This window comes from Gallicola sp. Sow4_E12, from assembly GCF_052116305.1.
Taxonomy (GTDB): domain Bacteria; phylum Bacillota; class Clostridia; order Tissierellales; family Peptoniphilaceae; genus JBQKLI01.
In genome coordinates, this window is record NZ_JBQKLI010000012.1 from 1 (window position 1) to 24,121 (window position 24,121).

The following is a 24,121-nucleotide window of genomic DNA, read 5'->3' on the forward strand; positions in this document are numbered from 1 at the left end:
ATCCGTGAATTCTCTACGCTTTCTTTTAGCCATATTCAGATTCTCCTTAGTCTTATTGTTTTAATTTTATATGACCTTAAGAAATCTGTCCAACTAAGTGTAACCTATCCAATATAGGAAAGACAAACGCTGAAGAAATGAATATATGGTCTTTAGAAGAATTTAACAGTTTTGTAGAAAACGTAAAGGACAAACCTTTATCTTATTTTGGTTTTCATCTGTTTTTCTGGACAGGTTTAAGAGTTGGTGAATTGCTGGCTTTAACTTGGAATGATATTGATCTAGAGAATAAAATCCTTCATGTTACTAAGTCCTATCAAAGAATTAAGGATAAAGACGTCATTACAGACCCTAAATCCCCTAAGAGTATCAGGGATATACCTTTGACAGAAAACACCATAAAACAAGCGTATGAAGTTAAAAAACAGGTATACAAACCTAAGGACACAGATAGAATATTCCAATTACAAAAAGATTCTTTCATCATGAAATAGAAAGAGGCAGCAAGAAAGCCGGATTTGAAAAAATTAGAATCCATGACTTAAGACATAGTGACGCTAGTATGCTGATTCATTTAGGAGTAAATCCCGTCGCTATCGCTAAAAGATTAGGTCATGATAAGGTAGAGACTACACTTAATACGTATTCTCATCTATATCCCAAAGATGACACAAGAACCGTTGACTTATTAGAGGAATTTGATAAAAATAATAAAATCAAATAAATTAGTACGTTTTTAGTACGCTTTAGCAAATAAAAAAGGCTACAACCGTTGATATAACTAGGTTGTAGCCTTTTTGTGTTTTATTCGAATTCAATTGTTCCTGGCGGTTTTTGAGTAATATCGTAAAGCACTCGATTGACCTCCGGTACTTCTGCACAGATTCTATCTGAAACTTTTTGAAGGAATTCCATTTCAAATGGATACCATGTTGCAGTTACAGCATCTTCTGTATTGATCGCTCTTAAGAAGATGGTTCTAGAATAGGTGCGTTTTCCGTCTGTTACACCTGTTACGCTGAAATCAGGCATCGCTGCAAAATACTGCCAAATTTCAGTATCAAGTCCTGCATTCGCTACTTCTTCTCTGAAAATATAGTCTGCTTCCCTTAAAATATCTAATTTCTCTTTAGATACTTCTCCTAAACAGCGTACGCCAAGTCCTGGTCCCGGGAATGGCTGGCGGTTTACAATTTCTTTCGGCATTCCAAGCTCACGGCCCACTTCTCTTACTTCTTCTTTATAAAGTGTGCGTAAAGGCTCTACCAGCTCAAAGTTTACGTCTTCTGGAAGCCCGCCAACGTTGTGATGGCTTTTTACAATCTCATGTCCGTCTTGACCGCTTTCTGAAATATCAGGATAAATTGTTCCTTGTACTAAGAAGTCGTAGCCCTCTAATTTTTGCTGTTCTTCTTCGAATACACGGATAAATTCCTCTCCGATAATTTTTCTTTTTTGCTCAGGGTCTGTAATGCCCTCAAGCTTACTTAAGAAACGGTCCTCTGCATCCACTACAATTAAATTAATATTGTACTGATTTCTGAAAGTTTCTTCAACTTGTTCTTTTTCGCCTTTTCTTAAAAGACCATGATCGACAAATACACAGGTTAAATTATCGCCAATCGCTTCATGCACCAAAACAGCACAAACTGAAGAATCAACACCTCCGGATAAGGCACAAATTGCTTTTTTATCCCCTATCTGTTCTTTAATCTCTTTAATACTTTTTTCGACAAATTTTTTCATAGAAGAAACCCCCTTTTTACTTTATACATTATATCATACTAATAGAAATCTTGATTTATTTTTTTGCAAAAAATAATTATTTCAGTATTCCAAAGGAGTATCCGCTATCTCTCAAATATTGAATAATTTGAGGAAGAGCATTTGCCGTCAACTGCTTGTTTCCTGCATCATGAAGAAGCACCACAGCCTTGTCTTTGTTTTCATTTTGCTCAAGAGTCGATTTAACATATTTTAATTGTCCGGCAGCTGATGTCGGTCTCACACTTTTTCTTTCCCCATCTCCTACAAGACAGTTCCAGTCGATCCACTCCATCCCATTGCTGGCAAGAGCCTCTGTAGGTCCTTCCATATTCTTCCAGGACATATGTCCACCTGGAAAACGAAGTACATGAGTACTAAAATCTTTTCCGAGAATATTTTGCAGCGCTTCATTTGCTTTATTCATTTCTTCTAAGATGTTTTCAGTATTGCCGGATCTTCCGGGATAAAGCTTATGATAATCATGTGAAAAACTATGAAGGGCAATGCCATGACCGTCTTTAATGATTCTATTTACAACATCCTTAACATTTTCTGTCACTCTAGAACCTACTATAAAGAATGTTGCAGGCACATTTTCTTTGTCTAATGTATCTAAAATTTGAGGAGTAATCTTATTATTGGGGCCATCGTCAAATGTCAAAAAAGCAACTTTCTTGCCATCAGACTCGATTTTGCCTGTCATCATATCGCGGATTTCTTTCGTATCGTAAGCGTATTTTGAGGCAGCATTGATGTGATTAGAGTTTTTAGCTATGGCTCTTTTCTCTTCTTCTACCTTAGCCTGTTTTTCTTTTTTTGCTTCCTTTTCTTTTGAAACCAGATTCACCTCTTTGCCAGCGTCCTGTTCTCCTGGGTTTTGCTGATTTGAAGTATTGAGCCCGCATCCCTTAATGATTAAAAATGACATCAGCACACAAGCAAATAAAACTATCTTTTTTCTTTTTTCCCTTCTTTTCCTTCGGTTCTTTCTTGCATTCTCCCGATTTGTCATAATACATCTCCTATAATTGATATTCATATAAATACTCTAGTATAACTATTTCTTATGATAGTATATCACTAAAACCTCGATTCAAAATCCAATATATATCAAAGACTTTATGACAAAAAGAAAACACCAGAATATATTACAATCGATTTTCATTCTGGTGTTACTGGGGTTTATACTATTGTCTATCTTTCTTGCTTTTTCTTTTGATTAACTGTTCTCGAAATCTTTCCTTCATAAGTTTATGAATATCCTCGAGCTCCATCTTTCTTCCCAAAGATTCCTGATATGCTATAACCGTAAGGACCTCAATATAACTATAAGCAAGGGCCATAGTGATAATAGATGCAGTTCCTCCCGAAATCACTCCCCCTACAATCGTACCGGCTCCAGGTATAAATTTTAAAACATTGGCAACGATAGTCCTTCCTAAAAATGTCGCTCCTCCTGTACCCCCTACAGCAGCTACAATCGATGCAATTTTCTGTTTATCCATGCTGATTCCGAAGATTGCCGTAATATGGGCAAGCATACCGATCTGCATAGGAACCAATACTGCAGAGTCTGAAAAGGGTATCGGGGTAAATCCTACACCGAAGGTAGTCGTAACATAGCGCTTCGCCCAGCGCCTGGCGGAATCAGCTTTCTTTTCCAAATCCACTTGCTGGGCATTGTTAAAAGACCCTTCTACCTCTTTCGGCAGATATTTGAAACTCTCTTCCAATAATTCTCTAAGCCCAAAAGACGGCAGAACAATATCATCGGATATCTTGTAATCTTCGCTTAGTATAGGAATAACAGCCTTTGCAGTTATATCAAGTCCTCTTATATATTCTGCCAGTTTTTTTCCATTATCCCCGATGGATTGTGTTAATACTACAACGAGCGGGATGATTTTACCCAAGTCGTTTATAAAATCAATTTCCATCTCTTCAATCCGTCCGCCGGCTGCATTGATACAATAATAGATCAAATGAATTCCCTCTTCTTCTGGGGAATTATAACTATCTTTTATTGTATCCAGTATTTCATGGCGCACTTCTTTTTGTACAGAAGGGTCTAACTCCAGCCCTTTAGTATCATAAAGAACTAAGGGGACACCTTCTTTTGTTATTTTTTGCAGATGGTCTGTAACCGGCTTTCCAATTCCTGTTTCTGCTATATTTTCACGAAAAAGATTGTTGATTAATGTACTTTTCCCCACACCGGTCTTCCCGATCAGCATAATACTGACAGGTTTCATATTTTCAATTTCTTCTTGAGTTTTTTCTAAAATTTCACTGATTATATCTATATCACCATGATTCATATTTTTCACCCTCTTTGTTAAATTATCTATACCCATTATTATTTTTCTTTAAAAACTGCATAATTCTTAAAATATGGGATATATATAACTAAACATATAAATTTGAAAGGAAGTGAAATTATGCGCGTTAATCATCCTATTGGACAAGAAGTTTTATTATTGGAAACGAATGAAAGAAAATATTATAAAAATAAAATGAATACTGCAGTCGGCTCTGTCGATATTTATACAAAAGATCCCTTTGAAATCGAAGCGGGAAACACAATCCTTCGCAGAATTTCTTTTGAAAGCGAAGAAGAGTTCGATGCCTATGTAAAAAAACTTGAAGAGGGTATTGATCCGTACGAAGGCCATACAAATCAGGAAATCAAAGAAGAAACAGATTAAGCGAAGCTTTTAAGCTTCGCTTTTTTGCGGATTCTTTATTCTTTTGGAAGGCAGGCTTTGCCCACAATATCCCTAACAGCAATTTCATAAACATTTACAGTTTCTAGATTCTTTTCTGTGAATTCAAAGAAACGCCCTGTCTGATGAAGCATAATTTGATTCAGAGCCTTTTCTTTTTGTATCGGCTCTTTCAAAAGAACTATCTCTCCTTGACCTATAACAGATTGATAAAAATATCCGTAATCGCAGCCTTTCGGTCCTGGGTTGAGTCCAATTTCATGATCCATTTCAAAGGCGATTCTAGGATTTTTCTCCCAAACATCTACCTTATGACCCTTTTTTGCACTATGTATATAAAAAGCAAATTTATCCCCTTCTCGTTTATATCCGAAATTAACGGGGACGATATGAACTGCCTGATCTTCCAGCATTCCTATGCGTATGGTTTTGCAGTGATTTATGATCTCTTCTATCTTTTCCGGGGTTTTAATTTCTCGATCTTTTCTTCTCATAGATTTCTCCTTTTCTCCTATTTTATCATATCGATAAAAAAAGAAGCTCCCAAAGGAGCCTCTTAAACTTTTTCTATTTCGCAAAGAAGGGCTTTAAATACAGGAAAACCGCTAATCGGATCCGTTATATTATCGCATGTAAGAAGGTTTACACAGGCATTTGCCCATTCTTCCTTCTGTATGAAATTTCCTCCCCCTACATTTATTTCTGTATCTCCTTTTTGCACATCTTCTGTAACTTTAGCATACAAGGGGATTTCTCCTCTTACAGTCTTTAATATAACCTTGTCTCCAGAATTAATATTTCTTTTCTGAGCATCCTCCGGATTGATCAATACTAAAGGAAGAGGCGACAAATTCGTCAGTTCGGGTATATTTAAATGCTGTGTTCGGAAAGTAGTCTGTATTCTAGCTCCTGAATTAAAGATCAGAGGATACTTTTTCACGGTCTCTTCATAGTTTTGATCTTCGCTTATAGATGTAAATTTAGGAAGAGGTTCATAGCCATATTCTTCTAATAGAAGGGACTTGAATTCTATTTTGCCGGATTTCGTTGGAAATCCCTTTTTCCCGTCTTCTCTCAGCAGACCCTTTTCGTATTTTTTATACTGTCTTTCAGACGGTGCCGGAAAAGAAACACCTTCCGGATGTCCCTTTAGTTTCTCGACCATTTCAGGCATTTCTTCAAAGGCCATTTCCAGCAATTCTTTTTCGTCTTTAGGATACAGCTCGCCGTATCCCATTCGCTCCGCAATATCATGAAGAATAAACACATTCGGTCTTGACTCTCCGATCGGTTCGATGATTTTTTCCCGAATTCTTGCATGGGCGGGATAAGTAACGTAGCTCAAGTCTTCAAAATAAGTGGTAGCAGGAAGAACAACATCAGCATAAAGCATATCCCTTGTAGGGAAACGATCGACAGTTACAAAGATTTCAAGATTTTTTAGAGCATTTTCCATTTTTTCAGTATTTGGATAGTTCACACTCATGCAAGCTCCTACATTTAAAAGACCTGCAATTTTATAAGGCTTCTCTTCCAACACAGCTTGGGGAAACTTCAAAAACTGCGGACTTCCTGTAAGAGCCTCAAACAGCGGATATTCTTCTTTTCCTATAGGTTCCGCCTCATAGTCGTTATAAAAAACCGTCTTCATTCGTTTGTTCTTTTTAGCTGTATTCAAAAGAAGTCCCCCAGGAATATCTAGATTTCCGGCTAAAGCCCATAAGAGGTAGATGCCCCGTATGGTTTGAACTCCGCATTTCGAATACTCCAACCCTGTATAAGTCAACAGTGCTGTATCAGCTTCCGTTATTTTTCTAGCCAGACTATAAATATCATCTACTGAAATTCCGGTAATTTCAGAAACTTTTTCAGGAGTATATTCTTTCGCATATTCTCTTAATTCTTCGAATCCGTATGTATATTCTTTTATCCAACGGTAATCGTATCGCTCTTCTTTTATAATGATATGCATTAAGGAAAGTATTAGCGCTCCGTCCGTTCCAGACTTGATTCTCAAGGATTCTCCCGCAAACTTTGCAATAGGCGAATGATAATGATCTATTACTAAAATAGGCGTTCCTTTTTCTTTTGCAGCTTTAAGCCTTTGATACATGAAAGGAGGAGAACCAGCAATAGGATTTGTTCCCCAAACTACAATAAACTCTGCATTCTCCAAATCAGGAGCAATATTTCCCCCTCTAAGCCCGAATGTCGTCATCGGAGCGAAGGTTCCGAATGCATTATAGCATAGCGATCCAACGGATCCGTTATTCGGAGAACCTAGCGGTGCAAAAAATCCGGGTCTTGTTCCGTCTGGGTTTGCAATTTTTAAAAAATCTTCCGAACTTTGTTCAAAGGTTCCCCTTCCCATGTGGCTCGCCAAGGCCTTTGCCCCGTATTTTTCTTTGACATGTTTAAAACCTTCACAAGCTGTATCCAATGCTTCTTCCCAAGTAGCTTCTCTAAAATGCCATTCGCCCTTTTTTCCGTTGCGAATGAGGGGCGTTTTTAAACGGTCTTTAGAATAAACTATCCCCTCCGCTTTAGATCCTCTTAAGCAGACCGCGGAAGGTTTATGTATTTTTGAAGGACGTAGTTTATAAATTTTCCCATCTTGAAACTCGATATTAACATTGCATGCACCGGGACAAATTCCGCATATCCCTTCTTTAAATTTTTTGTTGATCATTTCCATCTCCTTTTTCTTTATCATCTTAATAGAAATACTATAATGTTAATATTATCGGGTCAAGATAAAAAATTTTGCACAAAGAAAAAGAGCAGAGATTTCTCTCTGCTCGAAGTATTTCTTACATATATCCCATACCTGGGTTTGGCGGCATAGCCGGCTCATCTTCTTTGATATTTGCAACAGCTGCTTCTGTAGTTAATACCATTGCAGCAACAGAGGATGCATTTTGAAGTGCAGAACGTGTTACCTTAGTAGGGTCTACGATTCCTTTTTCAAACATATTTACATACTCTTCGTTGTAAGCGTCGAATCCGATATCTTTATCTGCTTTCTTTACTTTCTCAACGATAATAGATCCTTCTAATCCAGCATTTTCAGCGATTTGTCTCATCGGCTCTTCTAAAGCTCTTAAGATAATCTGAACACCGGTTTTTTCGTCTCCATCAACTTCTTTTAGAAGATCTTCAAGCACTGGAATTACATTAATAAGAACTGTTCCGCCTCCAGGTACAATCCCTTCTTCTACAGCGGCTCTTGTCGCAGCTAAAGCATCTTCGATACGAAGTTTTCTTTCTTTCATTTCAGTTTCTGTAGCAGCACCTACTTGGATAACAGCTACTCCGCCGGATAATTTCGCTAAACGTTCTTGAAGTTTTTCACGATCAAATTCAGACTCTGTATTATCTACTTGAGCCTTGATTTGGTTTACACGATCTGCAATAGCTGTTTCTTCCCCAGCTCCGTCAACAATAACAGTATCATCTTTGCTGACTCTTACTCTTCTTGCTCTACCAAGCATTTCAACAGTAGCATCTGTTAATTCATATCCTAAATCTTCTGTTACAAGAGTTGCCCCTGTAAGGATACAGATATCTTCAAGCATTTGTTTTCTGCGGTCTCCAAAACCTGGAGCTTTTACAGCAACACAATCGAATGTTCCACGGATTTTATTAAGAACTAAAGTCGCCATCGCTTCTCCCTCTACATCATCAGCAATAATAAATAGAGGTTTTCCTACTTTTACGATTTCTTCTAATAATGGAAGAATATCTTGAATACTTGTTACCTTTTTATCTGTCACAAGAATATAAGGTTCTTCCATTTCAGAGACCATTTTTTCTGTATCAGATGCCATATAAGGAGATACATATCCTCTATCGAACTGCATTCCTTCTACAACTTCAAGATTTGTTCCCATACTTCTTGACTCTTCTACAGTAATAACGCCGTCATTTGTTACTTTTTCCATTGCTTCCGCAATTAGTTTTCCTACCTTTTCATCCGCTGCAGAAATAGAAGCAACTTGAGCGATCGCTTCGCTTGTTTCAACAGAATGAGATAATTTTGTGATCTCTTCTACTGCTCTTTCTACTGCTTTTGTGATTCCTTTTTGAAGAACCATAGGATTCGCTCCGGCAGCTAAATTCTTTAATCCTTCGCGAATAATCGCTTGAGCTAAAAGTGTAGCTGTTGTTGTGCCATCCCCTGCAACGTCATTAGTTTTCGTTGCAACTTCTTTCACAAGCTGAGCACCCATATTTTCGAAAGGATCTTCTAATTCGATTTCTCTCGCAATTGTAACTCCGTCATTTGTAATAAGGGGAGAACCGAATTCTTTATCTAATACGACATTTCTTCCTTTTGGTCCTAATGTCACTTTTACAGTATCCGATAATTTATTGATTCCAGCTTCCATTAACTTTCTGGAATCTTCTCTAAATTTAATTTCTTTTGCCATACTTTTTAACCTCCTATTCAACAATCGCTAATACATCATCTAATTTTACAACAATATATTCTTCATCTTTTATTGTTACTTCAGTTCCTGCATATTTTGAATAAACAACTTTATCGCCTACTTTTATTACATCTTTTGTATCGTCATCATTTAAAATCTCTTCGCTTACTGCAACAACTTCAGCTACTTCTGGTTTTTCTTTTGCAGAGTTTGGCAAAACAATACCTGAAGAAGTTTTTGCTTCCTGCTCTTCAATCATTTTAATTACTATTCTTTCACCGATTGGTTTTAATCCCATAATAAATTCCTCCTTGAGCTAATAGTTCTTAGCACTAGTGTGTTGTAAGTGCTAACAGTACTATACTTATAATAATCTATTTGTCGTCAACTTACAAGAGCTGATTTAAATATTATTTTTTTATTTTTGCAACTTTTAGGTGTTTTATCTATTATTTTCTTCGTTTTTCAGTAATATTCTTTCCTTTTGAAATTTGTAACTTGCTGCTATAAGATTTATGATGGATGTAGTATCCAATACTAGATAATCAAGTTATATAAAGCAGGTGCATTATGAACAGCAACTTTAAACCGATCTGTTTTCAGCGATGGGACGAACTGCCGGATTTTGATCTCTATATCGATCAAATGATTCAAATCGTCGTCGACCAGCTGGAAGATTTTTCTCTTTTTTATGAAGACACTATTCTTTCAAAATCTATGGTCAATAATTATGTAAAAAAGAAAATCATGCCGAAACCAGAACGCAAGAAATACAACAAGAGCCATCTAAGCCAGCTTATGGTTATCACAATCTTAAAGCCTGTCCTTACCATGTCCGAAATACAAACAGCCATAAACGTCGCCTTAAAGAGCAACCCCAACGACAAAGCCTACGACCTGTTCTGCTTGTCTTTGGAAACTACTTATGAATGGATGTGGCATCTTTATCATGGCGAACAAAGACAGATCAACCTCTGCGAACAAGGTCCATTTGAACTGGCGGGACTTTCTTTATGGGGAAAATACTTCACAAAACAAACGATACTAGAACAAAGGAAGGACTTTATAAATGAATAGTAGAGAATTAAAATATGAACGATGGAATTTTTATACCCATTTAACTGGAGTTGTTTTAGGAATTATCTTTGCCGTCCTACTGATTTTTCCAGCAGTACAAGAAGGCAATATGACAAAAATAGTCTCCTTCAGCATCTATAGTTTCTGTTTTATCCTGCTTTTTCTCTCCAGCAGCATTTATCACATCACATCCAACCGAGATCTAAAACGTATCTTGCGGATATTCGATCATGTTTCTATCTATTTCTTTATCGCCGGATCTTATACCGCGGTGCTCATGAATGTACTAGAGGGCTGGCTGAGAGTTTTGATGATGACTATTGTTTGGGCTTGTGTTGTTATTGGAACCAGCTATAAAATATTCACTTATAATAATTATGATAAATACAAGGGGCTTTCGACGTTCCTTTATATTATCATGGGCTGGCTGGCGATCTTCGTTATAAAACCTATTCTAGCCAATGCATCCGTTAATTTTCTTCTATGGATTGTAGCCGGCGGTATTCTTTATACAGCAGGGACCTACTTTTATAAAAGCGAACGATTTTATTATAATCATGTCATCTGGCATTTTTTTGTACTCATTGCAGCTATATGCCATTTTATAGGTATTTATCTTTATCTAGCATAAGAAACCTTAACGAGGTTTCTTTTCTTTTTTTCCGATGCCTTTCGCTCTGCCGTAATAGAATAGATACTGCTGGGCGTAACCTGCCTCTTTGCCGAATAATTCTACAGATTTTTGATGAATCTCCTTTTTGCTCCCTTTTTCTCCGAAAATATATTCCTCCATTACCCGATGACTCCACACATCTACTGGAAACACCTCCATTCTCTGGTAGGCAAAAAGAAGAATACAATCCGCAACCTTCGGCCCTACTCCAGGAAGATCCAGCAGCTCTTTTCTTAAATCCTCTGTGGAAAGACTCCCTGCTTTTGCCAAATCAAACTCTCCGGAAAGGATTCTTTTTCCAGTTTCTATTAAGGCTTTATCTCGATAGCCTACCTTTATAATATTTCGCAGTTCTTCTTGCGAGGCCTTTGAAAACTCTCCCGGATTCGGAAAGGAGTAAAGGGCTCTTCCATTATATTCGCCGATTTCCTTTCCGTATATTCTCGACAAATCTTTTACTGCCTTCGTAATTCTAGGAATATGATTATTCGCAGAAATAATAAAGGTTATGATCGTTTCAAAGGGGTCTTGTTTCAATATCCTTATGCCTTTGCCGTATTCCGTAGCTTCCTTCATAAGAGGAATAGTATCGATTCTTTCAATAATCCCTTTGTAATCTGTTTGCAGATCAAAATAGGAGAACCACTCTTCTTTTCGGTCCTTCTCGGAAAAAATCCAAGATATATTTTTTCCCTCTTTTTTGACATTTGCCCACTGATCCTTATGCACTGTAGTAAAAGATCCGTCTTCTTCCATATCCCAGTGAAATGCCTGTCCGCAACTTAATACCTGCAGCGGATCGAAATTTTCGATCCAATATTTATTTTTGCTAATTTTCTTTTCCATATTTTTCCTTTATTTAAAAAGAAGGAACTGTTATTGAACAGTTCCCTCGCTTAAAATTTTAGATTATTGTACCCATCCTCTGACTTTCATCGTTTTGTAAACTCTTTCTACAGAGTACATATAACTTGCGTCGCGCATTGGCACATTATGTTTTTCTTTCATATCCCAGATAGCATTGAAAGCTTTTACCATAGTTTCGTCTTCTTTTTGTTCTACTTCTTTTTCATTCCAGTAGTATCCGTATATATTTTGTACCCACTCAAAGTAAGATACTGTTACTCCGCCTGAGTTCGCAAAAATATCAGGTACAATTGTAACACCTTTATTGTTTAGCACTTCATCCGCTTCAATTGTTACAGGACCGTTTGCTCCTTCGATAACAACTTTCGCCTTAAGTGTCTCAGCAACATCTTTAGTGATGGCATTTTCTAACGCTGCCGGTACGATAACATCTACCTCTAAAGCCCAAAACTCTTCTGGAGAAATTGCTTCTGCTTTCGGATAGCCGTATAAACCATTATTTTCTTCATTGTATTTTGCAAGATCTTCATAATCAAGGCCTTCTTTGTTATAAATCACATAATTGCCTTGTTGTTTAGACCACTCTGCTACAGCGATTACTTTTCCGCCCATTCTTTGAAGGTTCTTCACTGAAAAACTTCCTACATTTCCGAAACCTTGTACTGCAAATGTAGTTTTATTCATGTCCATATCTAATTTATTAAGAGTCTCTCTCGCTGCCACAGCTACACCATATCCTGTGGCTTCGTTTCTTCCCTCAGAACCCCAGAAATAAAGCGGCTTTCCTGTGAATACACCGATAGTCTGCTCTCCTGTCAATTTACAATACTCGTCGATCATCCAGGACATAATTTCGCCGTTCGTATTAACGTCCGGTGCAGGAATATCGATTTTTTCGCCTAAATAGCGGTATAGACCATCCACAAAACCTCTTGACAATCTTTCCAATTCTCTTTCTGAAAGCTCTTCCGGATCTACGATAATTCCGCCTTTCCCGCCTCCATAAGGAAGTCCCGCTACAGAACATTTAAATGTCATCCAAATCGATAAAGCTTTTACTTCATCTCTTGTAACAGCCGGGTGAAAACGCAATCCGCCTTTAGTCGGTCCCATTGCATTATTATGAGCTGAACGAAAACCTTTAAACACTCTCGTTGTGCCGTCATCCATCTTCACAGGGATAGACAATTCGATCACTCTTTGAGGTTCTTTTAAAATCTCATATACATACGATTCTAAGCCCAATTTATCACAGGCTTTTTTAACTTGTGCTTGCGCACTTTCCAACGGATTTAATGTTTCTTTACTCACGAATGGTACCTCCTTTAAAAAATTACAGTTCATTTTACCATCTCATTTATAATAATACAAGTATTTTTTTAAATATCTATCTTAGTATATCATCTATTTTACGTAATGAAAAATATTGATAGAAAACTTTATAAGTCATTAAAATTCCTGTGCTTTTTCCAAGAAGTCTCTTAGATCTTCAATTTTCACTCGTTTTTGTTCCATAGTATCCCGATCGCGGATTGTAACAGTATCGTCTTCTAAAGTATCAAAATCAATTGTGATGCAGTAAGGTGTTCCTGCCTCGTCTTGTCTTCGGTATCTTTTTCCGATAGACCCTGATACATCTGTATCAATATTGAAATATTTTGATAATTCCCCATAAACCTCATCGCTTTTTTCCGATAATTTCTTCGTTAGAGGAAGAATCGCCGCTTTATAAGGAGCAAGAGCCGGATGAAGATGAAGAACTGTTCTTTCCGTTCCATCTTCCAGTGTTTCTTCTTCATAGGCATCCGCCAAGAACAACAAGAACATTCTGTCTACCCCTACTGACGGCTCTATACAGTATGGTACATATTTCTCGTTTGTGATCGGATCCTGATAAGACAAGTCTTTGCCTGAGAATTCCATATGCTGTTTTAAATCGTAATCAGTACGGTCGGCGATTCCCCACAACTCGCCCCATCCAGAAGGATATAAGTACTCGATATCCGTAGTCGCCTTGCTGTAGAAAGAAAGCTCTTCCTCACCGTGATCTCTGTATCGTAAATGATCTTCATTTGCTCCTAGAGATGTAAGGAAGCTATAGCATTTCTCTCTCCAGTACTCGAACCATTCAAGATCTTCTCCAGGTTTGCAGAAGAATTCTAATTCCATTTGTTCGAATTCTCTTGTTCTGAAAATAAAGTTTCCAGGAGTAATTTCATTTCTAAAAGATTTACCGATTTGTCCGATTCCAAAAGGAACTTTTTTACGGGAAGTTCTTTGGACATTTTTAAAGTTCACAAAAATTCCTTGTGCCGTTTCCGGTCTCAAGTAAATTTCGTCTGTTGATTCTTCTGTAACGCCTTGGAATGTTTTAAACATCAGATTAAATTTACGAATATCCGTAAAATTATGAGCACCGCATTCTGGACAGTTGATTCCTTCTTCGTCGATCATCTGAACAAGTTCTTCCCCTGTTTTTCCGTCTAGTCCTGTTACATCTTCTCCTTTATTCTGATAATGTTCTTCGATAATCTTGTCTGCACGAAATCTCGATTTACATTCTTTACAGTCGATTAAGGGATCTGAGAAACCGCCTAAATGGCCTGAAGCTTCCCAAACAGAAGGATTCATCAAAATCGCAGAATCAAGTCCCACATTATAAACAGACTCTTGGATAAATTTTTTCCACCATGCTTTTTTTACATTGTTTTTAAGTTCCACTCCAAGAGGACCATAATCCCATGTATTGGAAAGACCTCCGTATAATTCTGAACCCGGAAATACATATCCTCTCATTTTTGCTAAACTGACAATTTTCTCCATCATAACTTCTTTCGTCATAGTATCCTCCTTAAAATTCAAAAAAACCGCGTATACTTTTCTCTGGCTAATGCCAGGGACGAAAAGTTTTCCGCGGTTCCACCCTGTTTATGACCTTTATGATCATCACTTATTTTTAATCGCTCCAGAAGTCCCCTCTACCTCCTCCGTTCCGCTTTCACCATACGCAGACTCTCTACACTTCGGAATAGTAGATTTTTTCCTTCATCGCTTTATTTTCAACTATAGTACTAATCATAATATAGCCGAATTTTTAAATCAAGTTTTATTTATAACGGTTCTCGATTTCTATCATTAAATCATCCAAGGTGATCCCCTGATTGACTAAAAGAACATTTAAATGATATAAAAGATCGCTGGCTTCATAGACTACTTCTTCTTTCGAATTATTTTTTGCTCCGATTACCGTTTCTGTAGACTCTTCTCCGATTTTTTTACATATTTTGTCTATCCCTTCTCGGAATAGATAATTCGTATAAGAACCTTCTACAGGATTATTTTTTCGCTCTACAATTTTATCAAACTCTTCAAAAAGCATCATACGATTTGGAACATCTTTGAATTTCTTCACAGAATTATAGAAACAGCTGACTTCTCCTGTATGGCAGGCAGGACCTTCCGGTATGACTGTCACAAGGACAGTATCACTATCGCAGTCTAAAGATATTTCAACAACTTCCTGTGTGTTTTCAGAGGTCTCTCCTTTATGCCACAACTCTTTTCTAGAGCGGCTGTAGAACCAAGTTTGACCCGTTTCTACCGTTTTATTAAAAGATTCTTCGTTCATATAAGCCATCATAAGAACTTCTTTCGTAACCGCATCTTGTACAATTGCAGGAACAAGTCCTTGTTCATTCCATTTTATTTCCATCTCTACCTCCTAGAGTCTGATCTCTATCCCTTCATCTTTTAAATATTGTTTTAAGTCTGGAATTTTAATTTCATCATAATGAAAAACAGATGCAGCAAGGGCTGCGTCAGAACCCGCTTCCAAAACCTCTTTGAAGTGAACCATCTCTCCAGCTCCTCCAGAAGCGATAACCGGAATCGTAAGCTCCTCAGAAAGTCTTCTGTTTAATTCAATATCGTATCCGCCCTTAACACCGTCTTCGTCGATAGAGTTGATACAGATTTCTCCAGCCCCTAATTCTTGGCCTTTCTTTGCCCATTCAACAGCGTCTAGTCCTGTATTTTCTCTTCCGCCCTTTACATAAACATCCCAAGAATCTCCATTTTTCTTAGCATCAATGGAAAGCATAACACATTGATTGCCGAAAACTTCCGCTGCTTCCTTGATTAGATCCGGATTTCCTACCGCTTGAGAGTTTACGGAAACTTTATCTGCACCGGCACGAAGAACCTTTTTAAAATCTTCCACAGTTCGGATTCCTCCTCCGACTGTAAAAGGAATATTAACCTCTTCCGCCACCTTTTTAACTACATCTATAAAAATATCACGGTCTTCATGACTTGCTGTGATATCGTAAAAAACCAGCTCGTCTGCACCCTCGTCACAGTATTTTTTAGCCAATTTTACAGGATCGTCAACATCTTGGATCCCTTCGAATTTTCTTCCTTTAACAACTCTGCCATTTCTTACATCTAGACAAGGTATTATTCTTTTAGCCAACATGCTCATCCCCTTAAAATTGTTTAATCTCTTCCATTTTGATTTTCCCTTCGTATAACGCCTTTCCGGTAATCGCACCATATAAACCGGCTTTTTCTAAGGCAATAAAATCAGCCATAGAACTTACGCCTCCAGCAGCTATAATATTATCGCCGATTTTTTCCTGGAGGTTGCGAAGCACCTCTACATTCGGTCCGGATAGCATGCCGTCTTTTGAAATATCTGTATGAATGATCGTCTTCACACCCATCTCTTTTAATTCACGGCAGAAGTCGTATACATTAAGTTCTGTTTCCTCAACCCAGCCTTTCACAGCCACTTTCTCTTCTTTACAGTCTACAGAAACAGCAATTTTTTGGCCATGTTTTTCTACAAGTTTTTTGATCTTTTCCGGTTCTTTTACTGCCATCGTACCGATAATAACCCTGTCTATTCCAGCATCGATATACTTTTCCCCAATCTCAACTGTACGTATGCCGCCGCCTACTTCTACAGGAATATCTACCGCTTCCCTCATTTTTTTTATAATATCGAAGTTAACATCGCTGTCTCCAAATGCTCCGTCCAAATCGATAATATGAAGATATTTCGCACCTTGATCCGCCCACATTTTTGCAACTTCTACAGGATCATCAAAATATTTCGTTTCTTCCTCTTCCTTGCCCTGAGATAATCTTACACAATGTCCGCCTTTAATATCTATAGCTGGTAATATAATCATCTTATTCTCCTTTAATCATCTTTTTCATATTTTGAAGAATCATCATTCCCGTTTCTCCGCTTTTTTCCGGATGGAACTGCATACCGTATACATTGTCTTTACCCGTTATCGCCGGCACAACCCCGTCATATTCTGTACTTGCTATTATGTTCTTATTGTATTTCGGATCTAATAAGAACGAGTGGACAAAATATACATATCTTCCATCGATTCCTTTTACCAAAGGCGACTCTTTGTGGATTTTCAAAGTATTCCATCCCATGTGTGGAATCTTTAAATTTGTTTCAAAGGGAACAACTTCTCCCTCCATCAGGGATAGACAGTCGTATTCTCCCCCTTCGTAGCTTTTTTCAAACAAAAGCTGCATCCCCAAACAAATGCCGAAAAACAATTTCCCCTCTTTCACGTTTTTCCGGATTTCTTCTACCAAGGCAAAACGATGGAGATTTTCCATAGCATCTCGGCAGGCTCCTACTCCAGGAAGAATAATCGCCTCCGCATTCCGTAATTTTTTAGGATCTCTTGTTATAACAGAGTCCAAGCCTACCCGCTCTAAACCCCTTTGAACATTAAATAGATTTCCTACTTCATAATCTATAATACCTATCATTTTATCTCCTATAATACACCTTTTGTAGAAGGGACTTCATCATTGTTTTCATCTACTTTTACCGCTTCTTTTAACGCTCTGCCTAATGCTTTAAAAATCGATTCTGCAATGTGGTGGTCATTCATACCATAAAGCACATTAACATGCAGATTCATCTTCCCGTTGATTGCAAAAGCATATAAGAATTCCCGAAGCATCTCTGTTTCAAAATCTCCCAGTTTTTCTCTCTTAAGCTCAAAGTTTCCAACATAATAACCTCTTCCGCTCAAATCAATATTGACCTGCGTCAAGGTTTCATCCATTGGACAAGTAAAGGCTCCGTATCTTTCGATACCTTTCTTGTCTCCTAAAGCTTCTAGAAGACACAACCCCAGACAAATTCCTAAGTCTTCTACAAGATGATGGGTGTCCACTTCCAAGTCACCTTTTCCATCGCATTCGATAGTCGTTCCGGAATGCTTTGCAAAAAGAGTCATCATATGATCTAGAAATCCGATTCCTGTCGTTCCGATAAAACCTTTTTTATCCTCTAAATACCATTTCAATTCTATGGATGTCTCATTTGTCTTTCTACCGATACTGCCAACTCTAGTCATAAGCCTTCACCTGAACTTCCTCGAAAGCTTCTATAATCAAATCATTCAGCTCCTCTGTCGTAACGGTTAAGCGTATGCAATTGTTCAGCTCTTCTCTGCCGGTATAGCCTTTTGCTAGAATGCTTCTTTCTTTTAACGCTTTCAGAAGTTCTTCCTGGCGGTTTGTCTCCACTAGAATAAAGTTCGCCTGGCTGTCATAAATCTTAACCTCTGAAAAAGCAGAAAGACGATCTCTAAGCTCTTTTCTTAATTCTATAATTTTAATATTCTTCGCTAAAATACGATCTCGATTCTGAAGAACCATAACCCCCATCTTTTGTGTAAAAGAATTTAGATTGTAGGGTTCTCTTACTTTCTCGATACAAGATATAATTTCTGGTGTTGAAATTCCATACCCGAGTCTTAATCCTGCAAAACCAAAAGCTTTCGATAATGTTCTTAAAACAATAACCCTTCCTGTTTTTAGAAGATCCAGATTATCCTTCTCAGAAAATTCTACATAGGCTTCATCTAATAAAATAAGCCCCTCTGTCTTTTCAATAACTTCTTTTATTTCTTCTTTTGGTATCGTATATCCAGTAGGATTATTCGGGACGCAAAGGAAAATCAGCTTGGCGTTCTTATCATTCGCTTCTTCGATAATCCTTTTTGTATCGACTACGAACCCTTCTTTATCCGGAACTTGGACAACCTCTCCATCCATAATTCTTGTATCCAGTCCATAGATTTCGAAGGTTGGAAGATGAGTCACTACCACATCCCCCGGTTCCAAATATGTTCTTGTAATATAGGAAATCACTTCGTCTGCCCCGTTTCCTACAATTACAGAATATTCTTCGCAGTTTAAATAATTTTTAATTTCTTTTTTTAATTCTTTCGCCGTAGGATCCGGATAGCGGTTGAAATTCGTATTTAATAAAATTTCAACTGCTTTTTCCCGGATCACCTCGTCTTCCATAATATTATTTGGATTCTCGTTGGCATTGATTACAAATTTTTCTTTAATCTCAGCCACTTGATATTCCTTAAAATCCCTTAAACAGGATCTCATAAAATTTGTCATTATAAACCTCTATTCAAAACGTTTCTTAACAGCATTGGAGTGAGCAAAAAGACCTTCTTTTTCTGCAAAAGACTGCACCTTTTCAGCGATACGTTCCAAAGCATCTTTTTCATAACATAATAAACTGCTTCTCTTAAAGAAATCATAAGTTCCTAAAGGAGAAGAGAACTTCGCCGTACCGCTTGTAGGAAGCGTGTGGTTTGGCCCTGCAAAATAATCCCCTACAGGCTCCGGTGTATATTGTCCGATAAAAATCGCTCCCGCATTCTTAATACTATCTACAAAGCTCTCTGCATCTTCAAAAAGAATCTCTAAATGTTCCGGTGCAACTTCGTTCATAATATCCACCGCTTCTTCTTTCGTATTCGCTACAAAAATCGTACCATAGTTGTCGATAGATTTTGTCATAATTTCTTGACGGGGAAGAAGTTCGATCTGGCGGTATACTTCCTCTTTCACCTCTTCTGCAAACTTTGAGGAGGTTGTCACAAGAATAGACGCAGCCATTTCGTCATGTTCTGCTTGAGAAAGAAGATCTGCCGCTATAATTTCTTTTTTTGCATTCTCGTCTGCTAAAATACCGATTTCGCTCGGTCCTGCGATCATATCGATTGCAACTTTTCCGAAAACCTGTTTTTTTGCCGTCGCAACATATATATTTCCAGGCCCTACTATTTTATTTACAGGGGCTATCGTTTCCGTTCCATAGGCAAGAGCTGCTACCGACTGAGCTCCCCCTACTTTATAAATCTCATCAACTCCAGCAACAGAAGCTGCCGCTAAAATATAAGGATCTACTCTTCCATCTTTTAGTGGAGGCGTAACCATAGCTATAGACTCTACCCCAGCTACTACTGCTGGAATACTATCCATAAGTACTGTAGAAGGGTAACCGGCTTTTCCTCCCGGTACATAGATGCCCACTCGGCCGATAGGAGTGATTTTCTGTCCTAAACGAACCCCGGGACGAAACTCTTTCATCCACGTTTCTTCCAGCTCGCATTCATGATATTCTTTTATATTCGCCGCCGCTTCTTCTAAAATTTCGAGAAACTCTTCTCCAACAGCTTCTCTGGCAGCTGTTACTTCTTCTTTTGTAACTTTAATATCCGAAAGCTCTACCCCGTCGAACTTCTCAGTATATTCAAGCAGTGCTTCGTCGCCTCTTTTTTTAATATTATCGATAATATCTTTTACCGTTTTTTCAATATCGGATTGATCGCTTTCGCTTCTTTTTAAAAGCTCGTCCATCTGCTCTTTTATTTTCCCTCGGTCTTCTACTTTTATAATTCTCATTTTTATCTCCTAATCCCTTAATTCTTCTAATAAACCAATGATGTCTTCTATTTCATCTCGTTTTGTTTTTAAAGCCACTTTATTGCAGATAAGTCTTGATCCTATTTCCATTATTTTATCCCCTACCTCAAGACCATTTTCTCGAAGAGTGTTACCTGTCTCTACGATATCTACTATAATATCAGAAAGACCTACAATAGGTCCTAATTCTACAGAACCGTTTAGCTTAATAATTTCTGTGTTTACTCCCAATCCGTCAAAATATTCTTTCGCCGTTTTCGGATATTTTGTGCCGATAATGATTTTACGATTATAATCGATCTCTTCGCCTTTTATTTTCGCCGTTGCCATCATGCATTTTCCGATATTTAAGTTCATCAATTCATAGGCTTCATAATCCGCTTCGTTCAAAACATCTTTCCCAACGACTCCCAAGTCCGCTGCCCCGCTTTGTACATAGACCGGAACGTCCGGCGATTTTACAAATATCACTTCTATTTTTTCAGTTTTATCTAGAAACAACAGTTTTCTGGATTCCTTGCTGTACTCTGGAAATTCTATACCGCAAGCAGCAAAACATTTCATGGTTTCTTTCGCTACTCTTCCTTTCGCCAAAGCAATATGAACCACCTCATCTTTTTGATCTTCTTTGATATAATCGATCACAAGATTTAAATTCATCCCGAAACCGCAGGCAGGTCTTTTTATGCCGAACTGCTCCGACAGATGATCATAACGCCCTCCGCTTAAAACCGAGGTATGGGCTGACCCTGCATATAGGTTAAAGACCATACCCGAATAGTAATTCAAATTAGAAGTAAAGGCCATGTCAAGCTTAATATAAGAATGCAGATCCCGATCTGCTAAATATTTATAAATTTCTCGAATCCGTTCTAACGCTTCACTCATTTTATCATTGAGTACATATTCTTCCGCTTCTTTCATACAGCGGTCATAAGAACCAAAGAGATTCGGAAAGGCAAGGAGCATTTGTTTATACTCGTCGCTTATTTCTATTTCATCTAGATAAAATTCTAAATCCCCTAGATTTCTGCTTTCTATAAGGCATCGGATTCTCATTTTAATCTCATCTCGAAGATCCAGCGCATCGAAAAGCCCTTCAAGATAATTGACATTTCCAATATCCACCTGTATCGTTTTAAAACCCAGCTCTTTAACCACTGTTATTGCAAGGGCTATAATTTCTGCATCGCATTTCGCTGAAGCATCCCCGAAATACTCTACCCCTGTCTGAAGAAAATCTCTGCCTTTCTCATTACGAGATCGGTATTCTCTAAAGATTGTAGTCGCATAACAATATTTTAAAATCTTCTCTGGATCAATTTCCCGATTTGCCGCCATTTTTGTTATAGGAATCGTCGCATCCGGTCTTAACACCAGAATCCTTCCGCTGCTGTCTATGGTTTTCACCATTTTATCTCGATCTATTTTCGTATTTCCTCGATATAATTCATAGTCTTCGAAATTTGGTGTGCTGATCTGGGTGTACCCTTCTCCTTCGCAAAGCTTGATAATCTGATGAGATAATTTCTCGTAGACTTCAATCTCAGCTTTTCCTTTATAATTGACCCCTTCAATATTATACTGACTCATTTATTCCTCCTATGAATAAAAAAAACCATTTCGTCTTTTCGACAAAATGGCAAACTCCAATATATAAACATCACAAAACACCATTTTATCTACTATTATATTAATATAAAATGGCGATGATGGATATTCATTTGTGAAGAAAATGTTGTTTTCATAATAACCCTCGCTTTATCTTGCTACCGTGATAATGTAATTGTATATTAATATTTTCAGATTGTCAACAATTAAAGGATCTATTCTTGACAAGAATCAATGTAAATCGTAAAATAATATTAGCACTATTCAAGTATGATTGCTAACAACAAGGAAAGGATGAATGATATGACTCAAAGAGAATTTAAAACGGAATCAAAAAAATTAATGAATCTTATGATCAATTCGATTTATACAAACAAAGAGATCTTTTTGAGAGAACTAATCTCAAATGCTTCTGACGCCATCGATAAACTGTATTACAAAACCTTATCCGATGACAACCTGAAGTTCAACAAAGAAGATTATTTTATTGAGATAAAAGCAGATAAAGAAAACCGTACCTTAACCATATCCGATACAGGAATCGGAATGGACGAGAACGACTTGGAAGAAAATTTAGGGACCATCGCAAAAAGCGGTACTCAAGATTTTAGAGAAGAACTTAAAAAATCTGACAAATCCGCAGAGATTATCGGACAGTTCGGTGTAGGTTTCTACGCTTCCTTTATGGTTGCTAAAAAAGTGACTGTTATTACTAAAAAATTTGGTTCGGATAAAGCCTTCAAATGGGAGTCTGAAGGTGTAGAAGGATACAGCATCTCTGAAACAACGAAAGACTCTGTCGGAACAGATATTATTCTAGAATTAAAAGATAATACAGAAGAAGAAAACTACGATTCTTATCTAGAAGAATATTCTTTGAAAAATCTTGTTGAAAGATATTCCAACTATATCCGCTACCCTATTAAAATGATGGTTACAAAGAGAAGAAACACAGCTTCAGAAGGCGAAGAACCGAATTATGAAGAATATCAAGAATCCGAAGTATTGAATTCGATGACTCCGATTTGGAAAAAAAACAAAAAAGATTTAACGGATGAAGATTATAACAATTTCTACCTTGATCAGCATTACGGATTTGACAAACCTTTATCTCATCTTCATATTTCAGCAGAAGGAACAGTTTCTTATCGAGCGATTCTTTATATTCCAGGCCAAACACCTTTCGACTATTATTCAAAAGATTATGAGAAAGGTCTTCAGCTTTACTCAAACGGTGTTTTGATCATGGATAAATGCGAGGCTCTTCTTCCAGACTACTACAGCTTTGTAAAAGGCGTGGTGGATTCTGAAGATTTAAGTTTGAATATTTCCAGAGAGACTTTGCAGCACAACAGACAGCTTTTAACCATCGCTAAGAACATCGAAAACAAAATCACTCAAGAATTGAAAAAGATGCAGGAAGAACGCCCTGAAGATTACGAAACTTTCTATCAAGCCTTTGGAAATCAGCTAAAACTAGGGATCTATGAATCTTACGGAATGAAAAAAGATCCTTTGCAGGATTTACTAGTCTTCTATTCTTCAAAGAGAGACTCCCGCGTCACTTTAAAAGAATATGCAGACTCCATGAAAGAAGATCAGGAATATATCTACTACGCAGCAGGAACTTCTATTGAACAAATCGAGAAACTTCCTCAAGGATCCGCGTTGAAAGAAAAAGATATCGAGATTCTTTATTTAACAGAAAGTATCGATGAGTTTGTTTTAAAAGTTCTTCAAAAGTATGAGGACAAAGAATTCAAATCTATCTCATCAGAAGATTTAGGTCTAGATGGAGATACTTCCAAAGAAGAACAAAATGAAGATCTTTTCGAAAGCATGAAAGATATCTTAGGAGATGAAGTTGTTGAAGTCCGAACCTCTAAGAGATTGGAAGAAGACCCAGTATGCTTGGTTTCCAGAGGCGATATCTCTATCGAAATGGAAAAAGCTTTATTGAATCAGCCAAATTCTATGGGTATGACTGCTCAGAAAGTATTGGAAATCAATCCAAATCATCCGATCTACGAAAAGCTTAAAAAATCGCAAGCAGAAAAAAATGAAGAGGATTTGAAATTATATACAGAGCTTCTTTATAATCAGGCAAGATTAATCGAAGGACTCCCTATCGAAGACCCGGTTGCTTATACAAACTCCATCTGGAAATTAATGAAATAACAAGTTTCCCTTCATCT

At 37.4% G+C, this 24,121-nt stretch carries 24 protein-coding genes; 6 read left to right on the forward strand and 18 right to left on the reverse strand.

Annotated elements, in window-relative coordinates; all coding sequences use genetic code 11:
• The first annotated feature begins 137 nt into the window (after nucleotides 1-137).
• Nucleotides 138-494, forward strand: a complete 357-nt coding sequence (locus ACTQ46_RS07495) for a site-specific integrase (RefSeq protein WP_441748595.1) — start codon at nucleotides 138-140, stop codon at nucleotides 492-494.
• Nucleotides 491-724, forward strand: coding sequence for a tyrosine-type recombinase/integrase (locus ACTQ46_RS07500; RefSeq protein ID WP_441748710.1), 234 nt, complete (start codon nucleotides 491-493; stop codon nucleotides 722-724). Before ACTQ46_RS07495 ends, ACTQ46_RS07500 begins: the two co-directional genes overlap by 4 nt.
• An 80-nt stretch (nucleotides 725-804) precedes the next feature.
• On the opposite strand, the gene guaA is transcribed toward ACTQ46_RS07500, so the two are convergent.
• The 3 genes from guaA to ACTQ46_RS07515 form a co-directional block, all read right to left on the reverse strand.
• A complete protein-coding gene (gene guaA, locus ACTQ46_RS07505; RefSeq protein WP_441748597.1) occupies nucleotides 805-1,746 on the reverse strand; it encodes a glutamine-hydrolyzing GMP synthase in 942 nt (313 codons plus the stop codon).
• Between the two features lie 76 nt (nucleotides 1,747-1,822).
• Complete coding sequence (locus ACTQ46_RS07510; RefSeq protein WP_441748599.1) at nucleotides 1,823-2,779, reverse strand: polysaccharide deacetylase family protein; 957 nt, start codon at nucleotides 2,777-2,779, stop codon at nucleotides 1,823-1,825.
• A 175-nt stretch (nucleotides 2,780-2,954) separates the two neighbouring features.
• Entirely contained in the window at nucleotides 2,955-4,085 is a 1,131-nt protein-coding gene (locus tag ACTQ46_RS07515) for a GTPase (protein ID WP_441748601.1), read from the reverse strand.
• 120 nt (nucleotides 4,086-4,205) lie between these two features.
• Here ACTQ46_RS07515 and ACTQ46_RS07520 point away from each other — a divergent pair, with 120 nt between their 5' ends.
• Nucleotides 4,206-4,472: a hypothetical protein gene (locus ACTQ46_RS07520; RefSeq protein ID WP_441748603.1), complete on the forward strand. Its 267-nt coding sequence runs from the start codon at nucleotides 4,206-4,208 to the stop codon at nucleotides 4,470-4,472.
• Between the two features lie 35 nt (nucleotides 4,473-4,507).
• On the opposite strand, the gene ACTQ46_RS07525 is transcribed toward ACTQ46_RS07520, so the two are convergent.
• The 4 genes from ACTQ46_RS07525 to ACTQ46_RS07540 form a co-directional block, all read right to left on the reverse strand.
• Complete coding sequence (locus ACTQ46_RS07525; protein WP_441748605.1) at nucleotides 4,508-4,984, reverse strand: pyridoxamine 5'-phosphate oxidase family protein; 477 nt, start codon at nucleotides 4,982-4,984, stop codon at nucleotides 4,508-4,510.
• A gap of 62 nt (nucleotides 4,985-5,046) precedes the next feature.
• On the reverse strand, nucleotides 5,047-7,179 hold the full coding sequence (locus ACTQ46_RS07530) for a molybdopterin-containing oxidoreductase family protein (protein WP_441748607.1): 2,133 nt from the start codon (nucleotides 7,177-7,179) through the stop codon (nucleotides 5,047-5,049).
• A 121-nt stretch (nucleotides 7,180-7,300) separates the two neighbouring features.
• Nucleotides 7,301-8,920, reverse strand: a complete 1,620-nt coding sequence (groL, locus tag ACTQ46_RS07535; protein WP_441748609.1) for a chaperonin GroEL — start codon at nucleotides 8,918-8,920, stop codon at nucleotides 7,301-7,303.
• 13 nt (nucleotides 8,921-8,933) lie between these two features.
• Nucleotides 8,934-9,218 (reverse strand): co-chaperone GroES, encoded by a 285-nt coding sequence (locus ACTQ46_RS07540; RefSeq protein WP_441748611.1) that lies wholly within the window; start codon nucleotides 9,216-9,218, stop codon nucleotides 8,934-8,936.
• 272 nt (nucleotides 9,219-9,490) lie between these two features.
• On the opposite strand from ACTQ46_RS07540, the gene ACTQ46_RS07545 reads away from it, so the two are divergent.
• A complete protein-coding gene (locus ACTQ46_RS07545) occupies nucleotides 9,491-9,997 on the forward strand; it encodes a DUF1836 domain-containing protein (protein ID WP_441748613.1) in 507 nt (168 codons plus the stop codon).
• Nucleotides 9,990-10,628 (forward strand): PAQR family membrane homeostasis protein TrhA, encoded by a 639-nt coding sequence (gene trhA / locus ACTQ46_RS07550; RefSeq protein WP_441748615.1) that lies wholly within the window; start codon nucleotides 9,990-9,992, stop codon nucleotides 10,626-10,628. The genes ACTQ46_RS07545 and trhA overlap by 8 nt, the downstream gene beginning before the upstream one ends.
• Before the next feature lie 6 nt (nucleotides 10,629-10,634).
• On the opposite strand, the gene ACTQ46_RS07555 is transcribed toward trhA, so the two are convergent.
• The 11 genes from ACTQ46_RS07555 to hisG all read right to left on the reverse strand — a co-directional run bounded on the left by ACTQ46_RS07555 (nucleotide 10,635) and on the right by hisG (nucleotide 21,908).
• Nucleotides 10,635-11,516, reverse strand: a complete 882-nt coding sequence (locus ACTQ46_RS07555) for a DNA-3-methyladenine glycosylase family protein (protein WP_441748617.1) — start codon at nucleotides 11,514-11,516, stop codon at nucleotides 10,635-10,637.
• Nucleotides 11,517-11,579: 63 nt separating this feature from the next.
• A complete protein-coding gene (locus tag ACTQ46_RS07560; protein WP_441748619.1) occupies nucleotides 11,580-12,848 on the reverse strand; it encodes a Glu/Leu/Phe/Val family dehydrogenase in 1,269 nt (422 codons plus the stop codon).
• Nucleotides 12,849-12,986: 138 nt separating this feature from the next.
• Entirely contained in the window at nucleotides 12,987-14,378 is a 1,392-nt protein-coding gene (locus ACTQ46_RS07565; protein WP_441748621.1) for a glycine--tRNA ligase, read from the reverse strand.
• Nucleotides 14,379-14,643: 265 nt separating this feature from the next.
• On the reverse strand, nucleotides 14,644-15,249 hold the full coding sequence (gene hisIE / locus ACTQ46_RS07570; protein ID WP_441748622.1) for a bifunctional phosphoribosyl-AMP cyclohydrolase/phosphoribosyl-ATP diphosphatase HisIE: 606 nt from the start codon (nucleotides 15,247-15,249) through the stop codon (nucleotides 14,644-14,646).
• A 9-nt stretch (nucleotides 15,250-15,258) separates the two neighbouring features.
• Entirely contained in the window at nucleotides 15,259-16,011 is a 753-nt protein-coding gene (gene hisF, locus ACTQ46_RS07575) for an imidazole glycerol phosphate synthase subunit HisF (protein ID WP_441748624.1), read from the reverse strand.
• A gap of 10 nt (nucleotides 16,012-16,021) precedes the next feature.
• A complete protein-coding gene (hisA, locus tag ACTQ46_RS07580; protein ID WP_441748626.1) occupies nucleotides 16,022-16,729 on the reverse strand; it encodes a 1-(5-phosphoribosyl)-5-[(5-phosphoribosylamino)methylideneamino]imidazole-4-carboxamide isomerase in 708 nt (235 codons plus the stop codon).
• A gap of 1 nt (nucleotide 16,730) precedes the next feature.
• Nucleotides 16,731-17,339, reverse strand: a complete 609-nt coding sequence (gene hisH / locus ACTQ46_RS07585) for an imidazole glycerol phosphate synthase subunit HisH (protein ID WP_441748628.1) — start codon at nucleotides 17,337-17,339, stop codon at nucleotides 16,731-16,733.
• 8 nt (nucleotides 17,340-17,347) lie between these two features.
• Nucleotides 17,348-17,935 (reverse strand): imidazoleglycerol-phosphate dehydratase HisB, encoded by a 588-nt coding sequence (gene hisB / locus ACTQ46_RS07590; protein ID WP_441748630.1) that lies wholly within the window; start codon nucleotides 17,933-17,935, stop codon nucleotides 17,348-17,350.
• The gene (gene hisC / locus ACTQ46_RS07595) at nucleotides 17,928-18,998 is read right to left on the reverse strand and encodes a histidinol-phosphate transaminase (RefSeq protein ID WP_441748632.1); all 1,071 of its coding nucleotides are present in this window, start codon (nucleotides 18,996-18,998) and stop codon (nucleotides 17,928-17,930) included. Before hisC ends, hisB begins: the two co-directional genes overlap by 8 nt.
• 9 nt (nucleotides 18,999-19,007) lie before the next feature.
• Nucleotides 19,008-20,294 (reverse strand): histidinol dehydrogenase, encoded by a 1,287-nt coding sequence (gene hisD, locus ACTQ46_RS07600; RefSeq protein WP_441748634.1) that lies wholly within the window; start codon nucleotides 20,292-20,294, stop codon nucleotides 19,008-19,010.
• A gap of 9 nt (nucleotides 20,295-20,303) precedes the next feature.
• Complete coding sequence (hisG, locus tag ACTQ46_RS07605; protein ID WP_441748636.1) at nucleotides 20,304-21,908, reverse strand: ATP phosphoribosyltransferase; 1,605 nt, start codon at nucleotides 21,906-21,908, stop codon at nucleotides 20,304-20,306.
• Nucleotides 21,909-22,229: 321 nt separating this feature from the next.
• Between hisG and htpG the strand changes: the two genes are divergently transcribed.
• Nucleotides 22,230-24,104: a molecular chaperone HtpG gene (gene htpG / locus ACTQ46_RS07610; protein ID WP_441748638.1), complete on the forward strand. Its 1,875-nt coding sequence runs from the start codon at nucleotides 22,230-22,232 to the stop codon at nucleotides 24,102-24,104.
• The last annotated feature ends 17 nt before the right edge of the window (nucleotides 24,105-24,121 follow it).